Here is a 13,883-nt window from a genome sequence, read left to right on the forward strand (position 1 = left end):
GTTGCATGATTTTCTCCTAAGTTGATTCTTCGAACCTTCACTTTAGGATTAATTTGCGTCTTTTGCCGACCCGCCTTCATTCATAGTATCTACGATAATCGCGCTAACTCATTGGGCGCAAAAAAGCGGACACTCGGTCCGCTCTCGTTTGAAGCTTATTCGGCCAGCGCGGCAAACGCACTGTCGCGGATTTGTTCGACCGGACCGACGCCGGAGATGCGGCGGTATTTCGGCGCGCCCGGGGTGCCGGACTTGGCCCAGTCGTTGTAATAGCCGAGCAGCACTTCGGTCTGGTTGTGGAACACTTCCAGGCGTTTCTTGACCGTTTCAGCCTTGTCGTCGTCGCGCTGGATCAGCGCCTCGCCGGTGACGTCGTCGACGCCCTCCACTTTTGGCGGATTGAACTTGACGTGGTAGGTGCGGCCCGAAGCCGGGTGGGTGCGGCGCCCGTCCATGCGCTCGACGATCGACTCGTCGGGCACGGCGATTTCCAGCACGTAGTCGACGTCGATGCCGGAATCCTTCATCGCGTCGGCTTGCGCGACGGTGCGCGGGAAGCCGTCGAACAGATAGCCGTTCTGGCAATCGCTGTCTTGCAGGCGGTCTTTCACGAGGCCGATCATGATGTCGTCCGACACCAGTCCGCCCGCATCCATGATCTTCTTGGCGGCGATTCCCAGTTCCGTGCCCGCCTTGATGGCCGCGCGCAACATGTCGCCGGTGGAGATTTGCGGGATGTTGTATTTTTCTTTGATGAAAGTAGCTTGGGTACCCTTGCCGGCACCGGGTGCTCCTAAAAGAATAAGACGCATGAAAAATTCCTAAAAACAGATATGGATATGGTGGAGGTTGAAAATTGCGAAGACGATGCTGGTCTGACTATGTTCCTACGAAACTTACCACAAAAGTCGCGTAGAACGCCACTTTGTGGACGATTTGCCATGGTCAGATTGATCAAACGCAGCCATTAACGTCTTTTCCGGCGCACAACAGCGGTATTTGCTGCGTTTGCACAAAACGCCCGTCAAGCGGCGAAATGCAGTCGCACCCGCGCCAGGTCTTCCGGCGTGTCGACGCCGGCCGCCGGCGCCGACGCCGTCACGTGCACGGCGATCGGATAACCGTGCCACAGCACGCGCAACTGTTCCAGCGCCTCGACCGCCTCCAGCGGCGCCACCTCCAGCTGCGGATAGGCTTGCAGGAAGGCGTTGCTGTAGGCGTACAGCCCGATGTGGCGCAGCGCCGCGTAGCCGTCGGGCAGCGCGGCCCTCGAGCGGGCGAAGCCGTCGCGGTGCCACGGCATCGCCGCGCGCGAAAACATCAGCGCGCGCCCGGCCTTGTCGAGCACCACCTTGACGACGTTCGGGTTGAACACGTCGGCGGCCTGGTGCAGCGGATGGGCGCAGGTGGCCATCGGCACCGTCGCGCTGATCAGCGCGGCGGTGGCGGCCAGCAGCGCCGGGTCGATCAGCGGCTCGTCGCCCTGCAGGTTGACCACCACCGCGTCGGGCGGCAGTTGCAGCGCGCGCGCCACCTCGGCGATGCGGTCGGTGCCGGACGGATGGTCGGCGCGCGTCATGCACACCTCGACGCCGTGCGCCGCGCAGGCGGCGCGGATGTCCTCGTGGTCGGTGGCGACGATGACGCGGGCGGCGCCGGCGGCGCCGGCGCGCTCGGCCACGCGCACCACCATCGGCTTGCCGCCGAGGTCGGCCAGCGGCTTGTTCGGCAGGCGGGTCGATGCCAGGCGGGCTGGGATAATGACGATGAAAGCCATGTCGCCGCCGCGCTTATTCGAGCGCGTCTTGCAGCGTGCGGGCCTGGTCGGCCCACATGATCGGAATGCCGTCGCGGATCGGATAGGCAAGCCGGTCGGCGCGGCAGATCAGCTCCTGGGCCTTCTTGTCGTGTTCGAGCGGGCCCTTGCATACGGGGCAGACCAGGATATCAAGCAGTCGAGTGTCCACGACATTTCTCCACAATGTGTTGGGCCAGGGCGGCGTCGATGCGCGCCGTGACCGGGACGACCCACAGTCTCGGGTCGTCTTTGAGATGTTCAATTTGCGCACATTTTACTGCATCCTTCTCCGTGATCAAGATCAGATCGGCGTCGACGGCGTCGAAGGGCCGGTCGAGGAAGTCATGGTGATCCGGCAAGGGCAGCCGGGCGAAGCGCAAGCCCTTGGCTTCGAGCATGCTGAAAAAGCGCTCGGGATGGCCGATTCCGGCGGCGGCGGCAATGCGCCGCCCTTCACCGGCCAGCAGCGTCAACGGCAAGCGCTCGGCGCGGTTGACCAGGCGTTCGGCATAGTCGCCGCCCAGGTGCATCTGGACCGCCGCCGCCTGCGCCCCGCCCACGGCCGCGCGCAAGGCGGCCGGCAGTTGCGCCGCGTTGACCACGGTGAAGTCGCGCCGGCGCGTGGCCGGCTCGCGCAGCGGGCCGGCCGGCAGCAGCCAGCCGTTACCGACGCCGCGGCCGTCGAACAAGACGATTTCCACATCGCGCTGCAAGGCGTAATGCTGCAGGCCGTCGTCGGTGATCAACACGTCGACCTCGGGGTGGGCCGCCAGCAGCGCCCTGCCCGCCGCCGCGCGGTCGCGCCCGACCACCACCGGGCAGCGGCCGTGCCCGGCGATTAACAGCGGCTCGTCGCCGACGTCGCGCGCGCGCGACTCGGCCGTCACTAGGCGCGGCAGGCTGTCCTTGCCGCCGTGCCCGCGCGACACCACGCCCGGCGTCATGCCCTGCTCGCGCAGCGCCTGCACCAGCCAGATCGTCAGCGGCGTCTTGCCGGTGCCGCCGATGAAGATATTGCCGACCACCACCACCGGCACCGGCAGCCGCGTCGACTTCAGCCTGCCGCTGCGGTACAGCGCGGCGCGGCCGGCGCTGAGCGCGCCGAACAACAGCGACAGCGGCCACAGCGCGCAGGCCAGCGGGCCGCGGCGCAGCCAGGCGCGGCTCAGCGTCGCCTCCAGGCTGGACGGCTGCGGCGGGACGGGGGAAACGAGCGGGTCGGAAATGGACATGCGATGGCGAATGGGAACGGGCGCGCGGCTTGGCGCGCCCCGGGTTGGATGACAGGCTGGCTTGGCGCCCGGCTTACTTCTTGCCGCCGGCTTGCGCCGCGAACGTCAGCTTCTCGTAGCCGGCCAGGCGCGCGGCCTCCATCACGTTGATGACCATCTGGTGCATCGCGAACTGGTCGGCGTTGACCACCACCACCGGCGTCTGCGCCGGTGGCTGGCCCTTGTTGGCCTCCAGCGCGGCCTCGCGCAGGGAGTCAGCCAGGCCGGCGACGTCGCGGAACGACACCGCCACGTTGTTGACCGTGTAATTGCCCTTGGCGTCGACCGTCACGTTGATCTCGCCCGGCTTCTCGAGCGCCTTGTTGGCGTCGGCCGTCGGCAAGGTAATCTGCAGCTCGGTGAATTTGCTATAGGTGGTCGTGACCATCAAAAAGATCAGGATTACCAACAGCACGTCGATAAAGGGGATCAGATTGATTTCGGGGTCCTCGCGCCCCTTTCCTTTACGAAAATTCATTTGCGCGCGCTGTGGACGACATCGACGAACTTGACCGCCTGCTGCTCCATCTCAATGACGAAGCCGTCGACCAGGGCGCGGAAATGGCGGTAAAACACCAGCGTCGGCATGGCGATCGCCAAGCCGAAGCCGGTGTTGTACAGGGCCACCGAAATACCGTGCGCCAACTGGGTTGGATTCGCCCCGGTGGCGTTTTGCGAGCCGAAAATCTCGATCATGCCGACCACCGTGCCGAACAGGCCCATCAGCGGCGCCAGCGAGGCGATCGTACCCAGTGTGGTGAGGAAACGTTCGAGCGTGTGGGCGATGCCGTTGCCGGCCTCCTCGATCGACTCCTTCATCACCTCGCGCGGCGAATCGACGTTGCGCAGCGCCGCGGCGAGCACCGCGCCGAGCGGGGAATTCTGTTCCAACTTTTCAATCGTATCGGCGGTAATGGTGCCGCCGCGATACACCTTGACCACTTCATCAAGCAGCTTGCGCGGCAAAATTTTACTCCGGCGCAAATACAGCAAGCGCTCCACAATCAACGCCACGGCAACGATAGAGGCAATCAACAACGGCCAGATAGGCCAGCCAGCAGCTTGAAAAATAGCGAACAAAACGAACTCCTGAATAAATGAAGGCCGCAAAAAACCGCGAAGTCGGCGCGGCCGAAGCGAAACGCCTATTGTACGCACAGGCAAGCCGAATGGCGCAATGTAACGCGTTGCACCGGCGCCGGCAAGGTCAGACGGCAACGCGTTACCTCAGCGGGCCGGCGCGGGTCCGACGCCGAGGTGCGCGCCGTTGCTCGTGCCAAATTTTCGGTGCCAGCTCCCCCAACAGTTCTGCACATCTTCTGTGGATAAGATTGTTAGCAAGCGAATTAACAATAGCCAACACCATTGATTTAAAAGGACATTTTCCCTCTGAGTAAAAAAACAGCAGATACCAGGACAGCCGCCCTGAAGTGCCAATGTCAGGCTAACGGCGCGTGCAAACAGACTAAACAGTTCACTTACACGACTTCTGCACATCTTCTGTGGATAAGATTGTTGGCAAGCCACCCCAACAGCATCTAAGGCTTTGTTTTACATCAATATTCTTATCATGCGTAAAAATATGGCACGGTCGTTCGCATGCCCTCCAGATTACTTTCTTGCACAGCAAATAGGCGCGGCGAAGGGGGTGCCGAGAGGAACGGCGGATCATTCAAGGCCCCGGCAACCCATTTAGCTAAACAGTTTCCACTCAGCAAAGAGCACAAGCTTGCTGTTGTACCCAAATAAGCTACGTCGAGCCAAAAACGTCCAGCCGGGCGGGCGCATGAGTTCTACACCTTTTCTGTGGACAAGATTGTTAGCAAGCCCATTGACTCGCCTTAAGTGCCTTGATTTATAAGGATTTTTTCCGTGTGCGTAAAAATCTCGCAGATCTTCAAATAGAGGCATTTTGCACCAATAATTGTTGTCCCCATGGCATGCTCCCAGGAGGAAAATGCGCAATTCCCGTCGGCTGCACTATCCGGCAACAGTTCCTCACATCTTTTGTGGATAAGATTGTTAGCAAGGTCTTTGACACTCATCAAGTCCCTTGATTTTAAAGGACATTTTCTTTCTGCACAAAAATATGGCAGGTGGATAACATTGGCTGACACCTTGCCGGTGGAAGCGGGGCTTCAGCCCAGGCATGACCGCACGCCGCGCCGCGCGCCCACTTCTGCACAAGTTCTGTGGATAAGATTGTTAGCAAGGTAGTTGACACTGCTCAACCCCGTTGATATCAAAGGGTTTTTTTGCCTTGCGTAAAAAATCGGCATACGGAACAAAACCGTCACGTTAGCGGGGACTGGACAGTTAAACGAGGCAACAGCGTTCTTTTTAATTGTTTTTCAAGCAGCGTTCCGCTCATCCGCAGGGTGCCAAGCGAGTTCTGCACACCTTCTGTGGATAAGATTGTTAGCAAGGATCGATACAATCACCTAAGTAATTGATTTTGAACGTCCTTTTTATTCTGCGCAAAAATGCGGCAGGGACATTCCCATACCGCCAGGCACGCTGCAAACACGGCGGCAAACCAGCTTGCCGCAGGATAAAATAGCGCTGCGGCGCCGCGATAGTTCCTCACATATTCTGTGGATAACTTTGTGCGTAAGTACCCGCCACAACCGTGATGTGCTTGATATATAAGGACTTTTTCATCTTGCCGTCAAATAAGGCAGAGAATTTTTCATATAATAATCATGTACTTACAAATTAAACTTGTCGTTTCACATGAAATATGACATAAGCATGACCTTCCGAAAAATATGTGGACAGTTCTTCTTTAAGCGCCCATGAATACCGACAATTCCCCCGACAGCAGCTTCTCCCCACCGCCGGCAATCACCGTCACGGCCCTGAACCAGGCGGTCGCGCGGCTGCTGGAACGCTCGTTTCCGCTGACCTGGATCGCCGGCGAGATTTCCAACTTCACCCGCGCCAGTTCCGGCCATTGGTACTTTACGCTCAAGGACGACGCCGCCCAGGTGCGCGCGGTGATGTTCCGCGGCCGCTCGCAGTTCGCCGGCTTCACGCCGCGCGAAGGCGACAAGGTCGAGGTACGCGCGCTGGTGACGCTGTACGGCGCCCGCGGCGACTACCAGATCAACGTGGAAGCGATCCGCCGCGCCGGCGTCGGCGCGCTGTATGAAGCCTTCCTGCGCCTGAAGGAAAAACTCAACGCCCAGGGCCTGTTCGACCCCGAGCGCAAACGCGGCATTCCGATGTTCGCCAAGACCATCGGCATCGTCACCAGCCCGCAGGCGGCGGCGCTGCGCGATATCCTGACGGCGTTGAAGCGGCGCGCGCCGCATGTCCACATTATTTTGTACCCGACCCCGGTGCAGGGCCAGCTGGCGCCCGAAAAAATCGCCCAGGCGATCCACACCGCCTCGCGCCGCGCCGAATGCGACGTGCTGCTAGTGTGCCGCGGCGGCGGCAGCATTGAAGACCTGTGGTCGTTCAACGACGAGGGCGTGGCGCACGCCATCGCGGCCTGCTCGATGCCGGTGATCTGCGGCGTCGGCCACGAAACCGACTTCACCATCGCCGACTTCGCCGCCGACCTGCGCGCGGCCACGCCGACGGCGGCGGCGGAACTGGCGGTGACGCCGCGCGCCGACTGGATGGCTTCGCTCAAGGCCGACGCCACCGACCTGCGCCGCGCCATGCGCCGCGGCGTCGACGAGGCGGCGCAAACGCTGGACAACTACAGCCGCCGGTTGCTGAACCCGTCGGCGCAGATCGACCAGCAACGCCTGAAGCTGCTGGCGCTGGCGACGGCGATGACGCACGCCACGCGCGCGCCGCTGAACCAGTCGCGCTTCGCGCTGGACCGTCTGGGCGCGCGCTGGTCCGGCTACCGGCCCGACGTGACGGCGCTGCGCGCCACGCTGCAAAGCTACCGCCACCGCGGCGAGATCGGCATGGCCAACCGGCTGGCGCAGCGGCGCCACGCGCTGGGCGGCCTGGCGGCGCAGCTGGAACTGTTGAATCCGCAGCGCACGCTGGAGCGCGGCTACGCTATTTTGACGGACGAAAAAGGCCTGATTTTGCGCTCGCCGTCGCAGCTGAAGGCGCGCCAGAACATCGGCGTGCGGCTGGCCGAGGGCAGCGCCGAAATCGGCATCGCCAGCGTGCAGGCAAGCCTCGAATAAGTTGGGGTAAACGCGAAACATCCCGACCGCCCCCCCCCCCCGCTACGGTCAGGAACGCCGGGCACCATGGCCATGGCGCTCGCAGTCACATCACGATCAGAACTTGACCGAAACCCGGGCACCGGCGGTGCGCGGAGCATTGTAGAAGGCGCCGTAAATCGATTGCGTCGCCAGCCGCTGTACGACATCGGCCGCATCGCCACCAATGCGCTGTTGCGCCTGATTAACGGCGAGCGTGCCCGCCGGCTGCGCTGAGGCGGCGCCGCGCCGGTTCAGTGCCGCGCCACCTATCACGACGCCGGTATGCAGCGTTCGCGCATCCGCTTTACAATGGTGGTCGTTTCAGCAAAAAATACCTTGCATACTAGTTTGCACACTCAACCACAAAGGGACACACATGGAACATACTCTGCCACCACTGCCGTATGAAATGGACGCTCTGGCGCCGCACATCTCGAAAGAGACGCTGGAATACCACTACGCCAAGCATCACCAAACATATGTCACCAACCTGAACAACCTGATCAAGGGCACCGAGTTCGAGAACCTGTCCCTGGAAGAGATCGTCAAGAAATCGTCCGGCGGCATCTTCAACAACGCGGCCCAGGTGTGGAACCACACCTTCTACTGGAACGGCATGAAGCCTAACGGCGGCGGCGCTCCTACCGGCGCGGTGGCCGACGCGATCAACGCGAAATTCACGTCGTTCGAAAAATTCAAGGAAGAATTCACCAAATCCTGCCTGGGCAACTTTGGTTCCGGCTGGACCTGGCTGGTGCAAAAGGCCGACGGCTCGGTCGAGATCGTCAACACCTCGAACGCAGGCTGCCCTTTGACCGCCGGCGACAAGCCGCTGCTGACCTGCGACGTCTGGGAACACGCTTACTACATCGACTACCGCAACCTGCGCGCCAAGTATGTGGAAACATTCTTTGGCCTGGTTAACTGGGAATTCGTTGCCAAAAACTTCGCTTAATCGCGCCAGTTTTCCGGCAACATGAAAAAATCCGCCGCGGCGGATTTTTTTTCAAGCGCACGCAAGGAGCCGCCATGACTTACCACGCATCGGAATCCCGTTACGAGACTATGCAATACCGCACGTGCGGACGCAGCGGCCTGAAGCTGCCGCTGCTGTCGCTGGGCCTGTGGCACAACTTCGGCGACAGCAACCACCTGGCCTCGCAGCGCGACATGCTGCGCACCGCCTTCGACCTGGGCATCACGCATTTCGACCTGGCCAACAATTACGGCCCGCCGTACGGCAGCGCCGAAACCAATTTCGGCCACCTGTTCAAGGAAGACTTCCTGCCCTACCGCGACGAGCTGATCATTTCGACCAAGGCCGGCTGGGACATGTGGCCCGGCCCCTACGGCCAGGGCGGCGGCTCGCGCAAGTACGTGCTGGCCAGCCTGGACCAGAGTTTGAAGCGCATGGGCCTCGATTACGTCGACATTTTCTATTCGCACCGCTTCGACCCGGACACGCCGCTAGAGGAAACCATGGGCGCGCTGGCCACCGCCGTGCAGCAGGGCAAGGCGCTATATGTCGGCGTGTCCTCGTACTCGCCGGAGAAAACGGCCGAGGCGGCGCTGTTGCTCAAGGAGTGGAAGGTGCCCTGCCTGATCCACCAGCCGTCCTACAATATGCTCAACCGCTGGATCGAGGACGACGGACTGCTCGACACGTTGGAGCGGCAAGGCATGGGTTGCATCACCTTCACCGCGCTGGCGCAGGGCTTGCTGAGCGATAAGTACCTGAACGGCGTGCCGCAGGACGCGCGCATCAACCGTCCCGGCGGCGGCTCGCTGCTGCGGGAGCATCTGAGCGCGGACAACCTGGCCCGCGTGCGCGCGTTGAACGAGATCGCCAAGGCGCGCGGCCAGACGCTGGCGCAGATGGCGCTGGCCTGGGTGTTGCGCGACCCGCGCGTGACCTCGACCTTGATCGGCGCCAGCAGCAGCGCGCAGATCCGCGAGAACGTGGCGGCGCTGCGGCAACTGACGTTCACGGCGCAGGAGTTGCGCGCCATCGACGACAAGGCCACGAATGGCGATATCAACCTGTGGGAAGAATCGTCGCGGTCGGCTTGAACCCCGCGGGCTAAACCGGGCCGCGGAAATCCATGCGCGGACCCGGCAACAACTGGCTTAGCTCCCGCGCCACCCGGCGCCGCTGCGCCGCCGTGGCGAAGCGCCCGACTTCGACCGCGACGCCCCGCGCCTCCAGCCGGATCAGGCCGCCGCCGCGCAGCGGCGGCAGGCCGATACGGGTCGAGTAAGGGTCGAGCCGGGTCTGCCGCAGCCGCCCGGCGCGCATCTGCCCGACCAGCAGGCAGCCTTCGGCCAGCGCGATGTGCTCGTAGTCGGCCGTGTGGCGCGCGTAATAGCGCATGGCCAGCGCGACGGCGCCCAACTCCAGCGTTGAAAACAGCGGCACCCACCACAGGCCGAACCAGGCAAACGCGCCGGCGACGCAGAACGACGGCAGGAACAATACGCCGTAGGCCAGCGCCAGTTGGCGCGGGGCCAGCGAAAAATGCCGCCTGAGCAGCCATTCATGGTTATTGTTCGATACGTCGCGCGGCATGCACGCCTCCCCCGGATGGTGGCGAACCAATCGCCGTGCCCTTTATTTCACGATCGGCACGACCGCCAGGATCAAGCCGGAAAAGCCGCCTATCGCGAAGCCGACGAAGGCCGGCACGATGGCGCCGAAAATCATGATCAGGCCGTGCATCGTCACGAACTGGTTGTATAGCTGGGGATAGGAGAACTGCAGCCCCGGCTGGAACAGTTCGGCGCGGATCGGCAAGGCCAGCACCCCGCCGACGATGAACATGATCAGGGAACACCACAGGTGCAGCGTGCCGATATCCTTGTGGTTGGTCGCATACAGCCAACGGCGCCAACCGGCAGGGTGGCCGTGTTCGTGACGGTCGTGGTCCTGTTCGCGAACCAGATCCGCGCCTGTATTGTCCATTCCCTCTCCCGAAATCGGTCTTGGCGACCGAGCGATGGAGGTTTGACTATAGCGCCGCCGGGACCGCGGCACGCACCGAACGGTGCGCGCTTTGACGCCGATCAATCGCGGGCCGCGGCCGCCTGGCGCCGCAATTACGGCCGCAGGTGCGTGGCGGCGTAATAGACGTGCTGCCACCAGTGGTCGCGGGTGCTGACCATGGCCAGGCACTTGCGGTCTATTTCGGCCGCAAACACCGGGTCTTGGCACGCCTTCGTCATCAGGGCGTTGCGCTGGTTTTCCGCGTTGCTCAGTGAAATCAGCAACCAGGCAAGCAGTCCCAGCGCCACGCTCAGCAAGGTCCAGCCGAAGTAATTGGTGGTATCGACTTCCTCGACGTAATCCGGCGGCAGCGAGTCGCGGTACATTGCCATGACGCCTTCTTCTTTTTCCTTCATATCGCGCTTGCCTTCGATTGGTGTGCAGGCTTGATTGCCTTGTACGCCTATTTTACCCGTGGCGCTCCATGTCGCCGCGTTAATCGGGCAGTTGCCGCGCTGGTTCAAGCTATCGCACGCCGGGACGATGGCCGGCACGGCGCCCTTCGCTGTCGTCCGGTTCGGGCGGGATGGTTTCAATGTGGTCGACGTCGATGTCGGCGCCGTCCGCCGCCGCGTCGCGGCCGGCGGCGGCGCACTCGCCGGTACCGCCGGAATCGGTGTCGCTATCGAGGTCGGCGTCGCCAACATCGGGACCGGCCGTTCCGCCCGCCATGCCCTCGTCGGTGTCGACCTTGGTTCCCGCCGCCAAGCCGGTCCGACGCCGTTGCGCCAGACCGGGCGGGCGCCTGTGCCGTGCCCGCGCCCGAGCACCCGGTCCGGCCAGAGGGTCTTCGGGTTCCGCCCATCAGCGTCCCTGCGGCAGCGCCTTTCATCTCCGTCAATCGAACTCGTCGATAAATTACTTCACAAATGTACTATTCATTGTTATAGTGTACCCAGATAAACAAATTTCTTACCCTTTCTGGAGAATTACCATGAACGCAAAACAATTGATCGCCGCCCTGCTGACCCTCGCCGCCACCGGCGCCGCCTTCGCCCAGGCGCCCGCGCCAAGCGCCGGCGTGACCCGCGCCGAAGTGAGCGCCGAATTCATCCGCGCCCGTGACGCCGGTGAACTCTCGACCAGCGAGGTCGACTATCCCAAAATGCCGGACAGCGCCAGCACCCTGAGCCGCGCCGAAGTCACCGCCGAATACGTGCGCGCCCGCGCCGCCGGCGAAATCTCGACCAACGACACCGACTACCCGCGCACGCCGGCCTTCGTCAGCACGCTCACCCGCGCGCAGGTCGTCGCCGAACTGGTGGAAGCGCGCAAGAACGGTGAAATGCCGACGTCGGAAGTCTACTTCGACGTGGCGCACGCCACCCGGAACGCGTCGCCTTCGACGCACTAAGTGCCGCAACAAGTTCGCTAAGCCAGTCCGCCAACCAAGAGCATCGAAACGAGCGCCACGCCCATGCCATCCGTCCCGCCCCTGTTACGCACCCTGAGCGCCGCCAGCCTACTGCTGGCCCTGAGCGCCTGCGCCGGCATGGGCCGGATGACACCGCGTGCGCCGCTGCTCGACGCCAACACCTTGGACGCCGGCGCGGCCATCGCCACCGCCCAGGGCGCAATCGAGTGGCCCAGCCAAGCTTGGTGGCAGGACTTGCACGACCCGCAGTTGAACCAATTACTAGCGGTGGCGCTGGCCGACAACCCGACGCTGCACGCGGCGCAAGCGCGGGTGCGCCAGGCGCGCGCGCTGGCCGGCCTGGCCGACGACCATACCGGGCCGAAGGCGGACGCCAGCGTAGCGCTGAACCGCGAACGGTATTCCGAGCACGGCAGCGCGCCCGCTCCGCTCGCCGGCAACTACGCCTGGCGCAACCAGGCCACGCTGTCGCTGTCCTACGACCTGGATGTGTGGGGCCGCAACCGCCAGGCTTTGGCGGCCGCGCTCGACGAGGTGCAACTGGCGGCGGCGGAGTCGCAGATGGCGCGCCTGGCACTGCAAACGGCCGTGGCCGGCAACTACGTCCAGCTATCGTTCGAGTTCGAGCGCCAGGATTTCATCCGCGCCGCCCTGGCGCGGCGCGAGCGCATCCTGGATATCGCGCGCCGGCGCCGCCAGGCCGGCCTGGGCACCGAGGTCGACGTCGCGCAAATCGAGGCCACCCTGCCGGCCGGCCGGCGCGAGCTGGAACAGGCGGCGCACACTATCGCGCTGCTGCGCAACCAGTTGGCGGCGCTGGCCGGCAAGGGCCCGGCCGACGGCGCGGCGCTGCGCCGGCCGGCCTTGCGGCTGGACCGCCCGCCGGCCCTGCCGGGCGCTCTGCCGGCCGAGCTGATCGGACGGCGCCCGGACATCGCCGCGCAGCGCTGGCGGGTGCAGGCGGCGGCCAAGCGGATCGCGGTGGCCAAGGCCGATTTTTACCCGAACCTGAACCTGCTCGCCTTCGCCGGCCTGCAATCGTTCGGCTTCGCCCACTTCCTCGAAGCCGGCGCGGCCACGGGCGGCGTCGCGCCGGCGCTCAGCCTGCCCTTGTTTGCCGGCGCCCGGCTGCGCGCCCAGCTTGGCAACCAGGACGCACTCTACGACGCCGCCGTCGCCCAATACAACGCCAGCGTGGTGGCGGCGCTGGCCGACGTCGCCAACGCGGTCGCCAACGCGCAGTCGCTGCAACGGCAGCAACGCCTGGGCGCCGACGCGCTGGCCACGGCCGGCAGGGCCAGCGACTTGGCCGGGAAAGCCTACCGCGCCGGCCTGAGCGACGCGGTCAACCTGCTCAACAGCGAACTGGCGCTGCTCGCCGAACAGCAGCAAACGGCGCAAATCGGCGCGCGCCAACTGGACAGTTATGTCAGCCTGATGGCGGCGCTGGGAGGGGGATTCGGCGCCTTGCCCTAAGCGGCGCAAACGCCACGATATACAATCTAGCCTTTCTTTGTTTGAGGAGTTCGCGATGACCGCTTTTGACGCCACCTACAAGCGGCTGCACAACATCCGCACGCGGATGCCGGAGTTTCCGCTCGAACTGGTGCGCTTGATCCGCATGACCTACCACATTCAAAAAGGTATCAAGGATCTGACCAACGCGGCCTTGAGGAAATACGACCTGGTCGACGCCAGTTACATGGTGCTGGCGGTGCTGTACGGCACCGACGACGAATCGTCGAACGCCTGCACGCTGGGCATGGCCTGCCACGAAAAGCCGGCCAACCTGACGCGCGTGTGCAACGACCTGGAAGAACGCGGCCTGATCCACCGCGGCGCGCGCCCGGGCGACCGCCGCTCGGTAATGATTACGCTGACCGACAGCGGCCGCGCCCTGGTCGAGGAAATCCTGCCGCAGGTGTGCGGCAAGACCACGCAGACGTACGACGGCTTCACCGCCGAGGAATTGCAACAGCTGGAAAACATGTTTGCGCGCCAGTTGCGCAACCTGAACAACATCACGTAATCCGACCCCGCGGGCACGCCGGCGTAGTCGGGTTGCGCTTTCGCCCACCCGACCCACGGAGTTCCATGCCACCGCTTCCCTCTTCCTTGCCCCCAGTCGGGGGGGGGGGGGGGGGGGGGGGGGGGGGGGGGGGGGGGGGGGGGGGGGGGGGGGGGGGGGGGGGGGGGGGGGGGGGGGGGGGGGGGGGGGGGG

At 63.7% G+C, this 13,883-nt stretch carries 16 protein-coding genes and 1 pseudogene; 7 read left to right on the forward strand and 10 right to left on the reverse strand.

Annotated features, from left to right (window positions below; genetic code table 11):
- Window positions 1–155 precede the first annotated feature (155 nt).
- The 6 genes from adk to ACFDR9_RS24340 all read right to left on the reverse strand — a co-directional run bounded on the left by adk (window position 156) and on the right by ACFDR9_RS24340 (window position 4,149).
- Entirely contained in the window at window positions 156–812 is a 657-nt protein-coding gene (gene adk, locus ACFDR9_RS24315; protein WP_026132925.1) for an adenylate kinase, read from the reverse strand.
- A gap of 212 nt (window positions 813–1,024) precedes the next feature.
- Entirely contained in the window at window positions 1,025–1,777 is a 753-nt protein-coding gene (gene kdsB / locus ACFDR9_RS24320) for a 3-deoxy-manno-octulosonate cytidylyltransferase (protein ID WP_017876924.1), read from the reverse strand.
- A gap of 13 nt (window positions 1,778–1,790) precedes the next feature.
- On the reverse strand, window positions 1,791–1,967 hold the full coding sequence (locus ACFDR9_RS24325; RefSeq protein WP_017876925.1) for a Trm112 family protein: 177 nt from the start codon (window positions 1,965–1,967) through the stop codon (window positions 1,791–1,793).
- Window positions 1,948–3,030: a tetraacyldisaccharide 4'-kinase gene (lpxK, locus tag ACFDR9_RS24330; RefSeq protein WP_017876926.1), complete on the reverse strand. Its 1,083-nt coding sequence runs from the start codon at window positions 3,028–3,030 to the stop codon at window positions 1,948–1,950. Before lpxK ends, ACFDR9_RS24325 begins: the two co-directional genes overlap by 20 nt.
- A 73-nt stretch (window positions 3,031–3,103) precedes the next feature.
- Window positions 3,104–3,547 carry a biopolymer transporter ExbD gene (locus tag ACFDR9_RS24335; protein WP_017876927.1) on the reverse strand — a complete coding sequence of 148 codons (444 nt, stop codon included), beginning with the start codon at window positions 3,545–3,547 and terminating at the stop codon, window positions 3,104–3,106.
- Window positions 3,544–4,149, reverse strand: a complete 606-nt coding sequence (locus ACFDR9_RS24340; RefSeq protein ID WP_026132926.1) for a MotA/TolQ/ExbB proton channel family protein — start codon at window positions 4,147–4,149, stop codon at window positions 3,544–3,546. The genes ACFDR9_RS24335 and ACFDR9_RS24340 overlap by 4 nt, the downstream gene beginning before the upstream one ends.
- A gap of 1,715 nt (window positions 4,150–5,864) precedes the next feature.
- On the opposite strand from ACFDR9_RS24340, the gene xseA reads away from it, so the two are divergent.
- The 4 genes from xseA to mgrA all read left to right on the forward strand — a co-directional run bounded on the left by xseA (window position 5,865) and on the right by mgrA (window position 9,317).
- Window positions 5,865–7,226, forward strand: coding sequence for an exodeoxyribonuclease VII large subunit (gene xseA / locus ACFDR9_RS24345; protein ID WP_017876929.1), 1,362 nt, complete (start codon window positions 5,865–5,867; stop codon window positions 7,224–7,226).
- A gap of 66 nt (window positions 7,227–7,292) precedes the next feature.
- Window positions 7,293–7,481, forward strand: a complete 189-nt coding sequence (locus ACFDR9_RS24350; RefSeq protein WP_409032635.1) for a hypothetical protein — start codon at window positions 7,293–7,295, stop codon at window positions 7,479–7,481.
- Window positions 7,482–7,623: 142 nt separating this feature from the next.
- Window positions 7,624–8,202: a superoxide dismutase gene (locus tag ACFDR9_RS24355; RefSeq protein ID WP_026132927.1), complete on the forward strand. Its 579-nt coding sequence runs from the start codon at window positions 7,624–7,626 to the stop codon at window positions 8,200–8,202.
- Between the two features lie 74 nt (window positions 8,203–8,276).
- Window positions 8,277–9,317 (forward strand): L-glyceraldehyde 3-phosphate reductase, encoded by a 1,041-nt coding sequence (gene mgrA / locus ACFDR9_RS24360; protein WP_026132928.1) that lies wholly within the window; start codon window positions 8,277–8,279, stop codon window positions 9,315–9,317.
- 10 nt (window positions 9,318–9,327) lie between these two features.
- Here mgrA and ACFDR9_RS24365 read toward each other — a convergent pair whose 3' ends face one another.
- The 4 genes and pseudogenes from ACFDR9_RS24365 to ACFDR9_RS24380 form a co-directional block, all read right to left on the reverse strand.
- Entirely contained in the window at window positions 9,328–9,813 is a 486-nt protein-coding gene (locus ACFDR9_RS24365) for a DUF2244 domain-containing protein (RefSeq protein WP_409032636.1), read from the reverse strand.
- Between the two features lie 93 nt (window positions 9,814–9,906).
- Window positions 9,907–10,206 (reverse strand): annotated as a pseudogene (locus ACFDR9_RS24370) (cbb3-type cytochrome c oxidase subunit I); the annotation flags it as partial.
- Window positions 10,207–10,340: 134 nt separating this feature from the next.
- Window positions 10,341–10,643: a hypothetical protein gene (locus tag ACFDR9_RS24375; protein WP_017876934.1), complete on the reverse strand. Its 303-nt coding sequence runs from the start codon at window positions 10,641–10,643 to the stop codon at window positions 10,341–10,343.
- 109 nt (window positions 10,644–10,752) lie between these two features.
- Window positions 10,753–10,995: a hypothetical protein gene (locus ACFDR9_RS24380; protein WP_017876935.1), complete on the reverse strand. Its 243-nt coding sequence runs from the start codon at window positions 10,993–10,995 to the stop codon at window positions 10,753–10,755.
- 226 nt (window positions 10,996–11,221) lie between these two features.
- On the opposite strand from ACFDR9_RS24380, the gene ACFDR9_RS24385 reads away from it, so the two are divergent.
- From ACFDR9_RS24385 to ACFDR9_RS24395, 3 genes are all read left to right on the forward strand, one after another.
- A complete protein-coding gene (locus ACFDR9_RS24385) occupies window positions 11,222–11,641 on the forward strand; it encodes a DUF4148 domain-containing protein (RefSeq protein WP_409032637.1) in 420 nt (139 codons plus the stop codon).
- Between the two features lie 63 nt (window positions 11,642–11,704).
- A complete protein-coding gene (locus ACFDR9_RS24390) occupies window positions 11,705–13,138 on the forward strand; it encodes an efflux transporter outer membrane subunit (RefSeq protein WP_409032638.1) in 1,434 nt (477 codons plus the stop codon).
- A gap of 55 nt (window positions 13,139–13,193) precedes the next feature.
- Entirely contained in the window at window positions 13,194–13,691 is a 498-nt protein-coding gene (locus ACFDR9_RS24395) for a MarR family winged helix-turn-helix transcriptional regulator (protein ID WP_035788645.1), read from the forward strand.
- Window positions 13,692–13,883: the final 192 nt, after the last annotated feature.

Origin of the sequence: Janthinobacterium sp. CG_23.3, from assembly GCF_046115965.1 — a bacterium.
Classification (GTDB): domain Bacteria; phylum Pseudomonadota; class Gammaproteobacteria; order Burkholderiales; family Burkholderiaceae_D; genus Janthinobacterium.

Coding starts and splice junctions, on each gene's coding strand:
- ACFDR9_RS24385 (WP_409032637.1), top strand. CDS start 11,222: ATGAACGCAAAACAATTGATCGCCGCCCTGCTGACCCTCGCCGCCACC.
- ACFDR9_RS24395 (WP_035788645.1), top strand. CDS start 13,194: ATGACCGCTTTTGACGCCACCTACAAGCGGCTGCACAACATCCGCACG.
- lpxK (WP_017876926.1), bottom strand. CDS start 3,030: ATGTCCATTTCCGACCCGCTCGTTTCCCCCGTCCCGCCGCAGCCGTCC.
- ACFDR9_RS24375 (WP_017876934.1), bottom strand. CDS start 10,643: ATGAAGGAAAAAGAAGAAGGCGTCATGGCAATGTACCGCGACTCGCTG.
- ACFDR9_RS24390 (WP_409032638.1), top strand. CDS start 11,705: ATGCCATCCGTCCCGCCCCTGTTACGCACCCTGAGCGCCGCCAGCCTA.
- ACFDR9_RS24365 (WP_409032636.1), bottom strand. CDS start 9,813: ATGCCGCGCGACGTATCGAACAATAACCATGAATGGCTGCTCAGGCGG.
- mgrA (WP_026132928.1), top strand. CDS start 8,277: ATGACTTACCACGCATCGGAATCCCGTTACGAGACTATGCAATACCGC.
- kdsB (WP_017876924.1), bottom strand. CDS start 1,777: ATGGCTTTCATCGTCATTATCCCAGCCCGCCTGGCATCGACCCGCCTG.
- xseA (WP_017876929.1), top strand. CDS start 5,865: ATGAATACCGACAATTCCCCCGACAGCAGCTTCTCCCCACCGCCGGCA.
- ACFDR9_RS24350 (WP_409032635.1), top strand. CDS start 7,293: ATGGCCATGGCGCTCGCAGTCACATCACGATCAGAACTTGACCGAAAC.
- ACFDR9_RS24355 (WP_026132927.1), top strand. CDS start 7,624: ATGGAACATACTCTGCCACCACTGCCGTATGAAATGGACGCTCTGGCG.
- adk (WP_026132925.1), bottom strand. CDS start 812: ATGCGTCTTATTCTTTTAGGAGCACCCGGTGCCGGCAAGGGTACCCAA.
- ACFDR9_RS24335 (WP_017876927.1), bottom strand. CDS start 3,547: ATGAATTTTCGTAAAGGAAAGGGGCGCGAGGACCCCGAAATCAATCTG.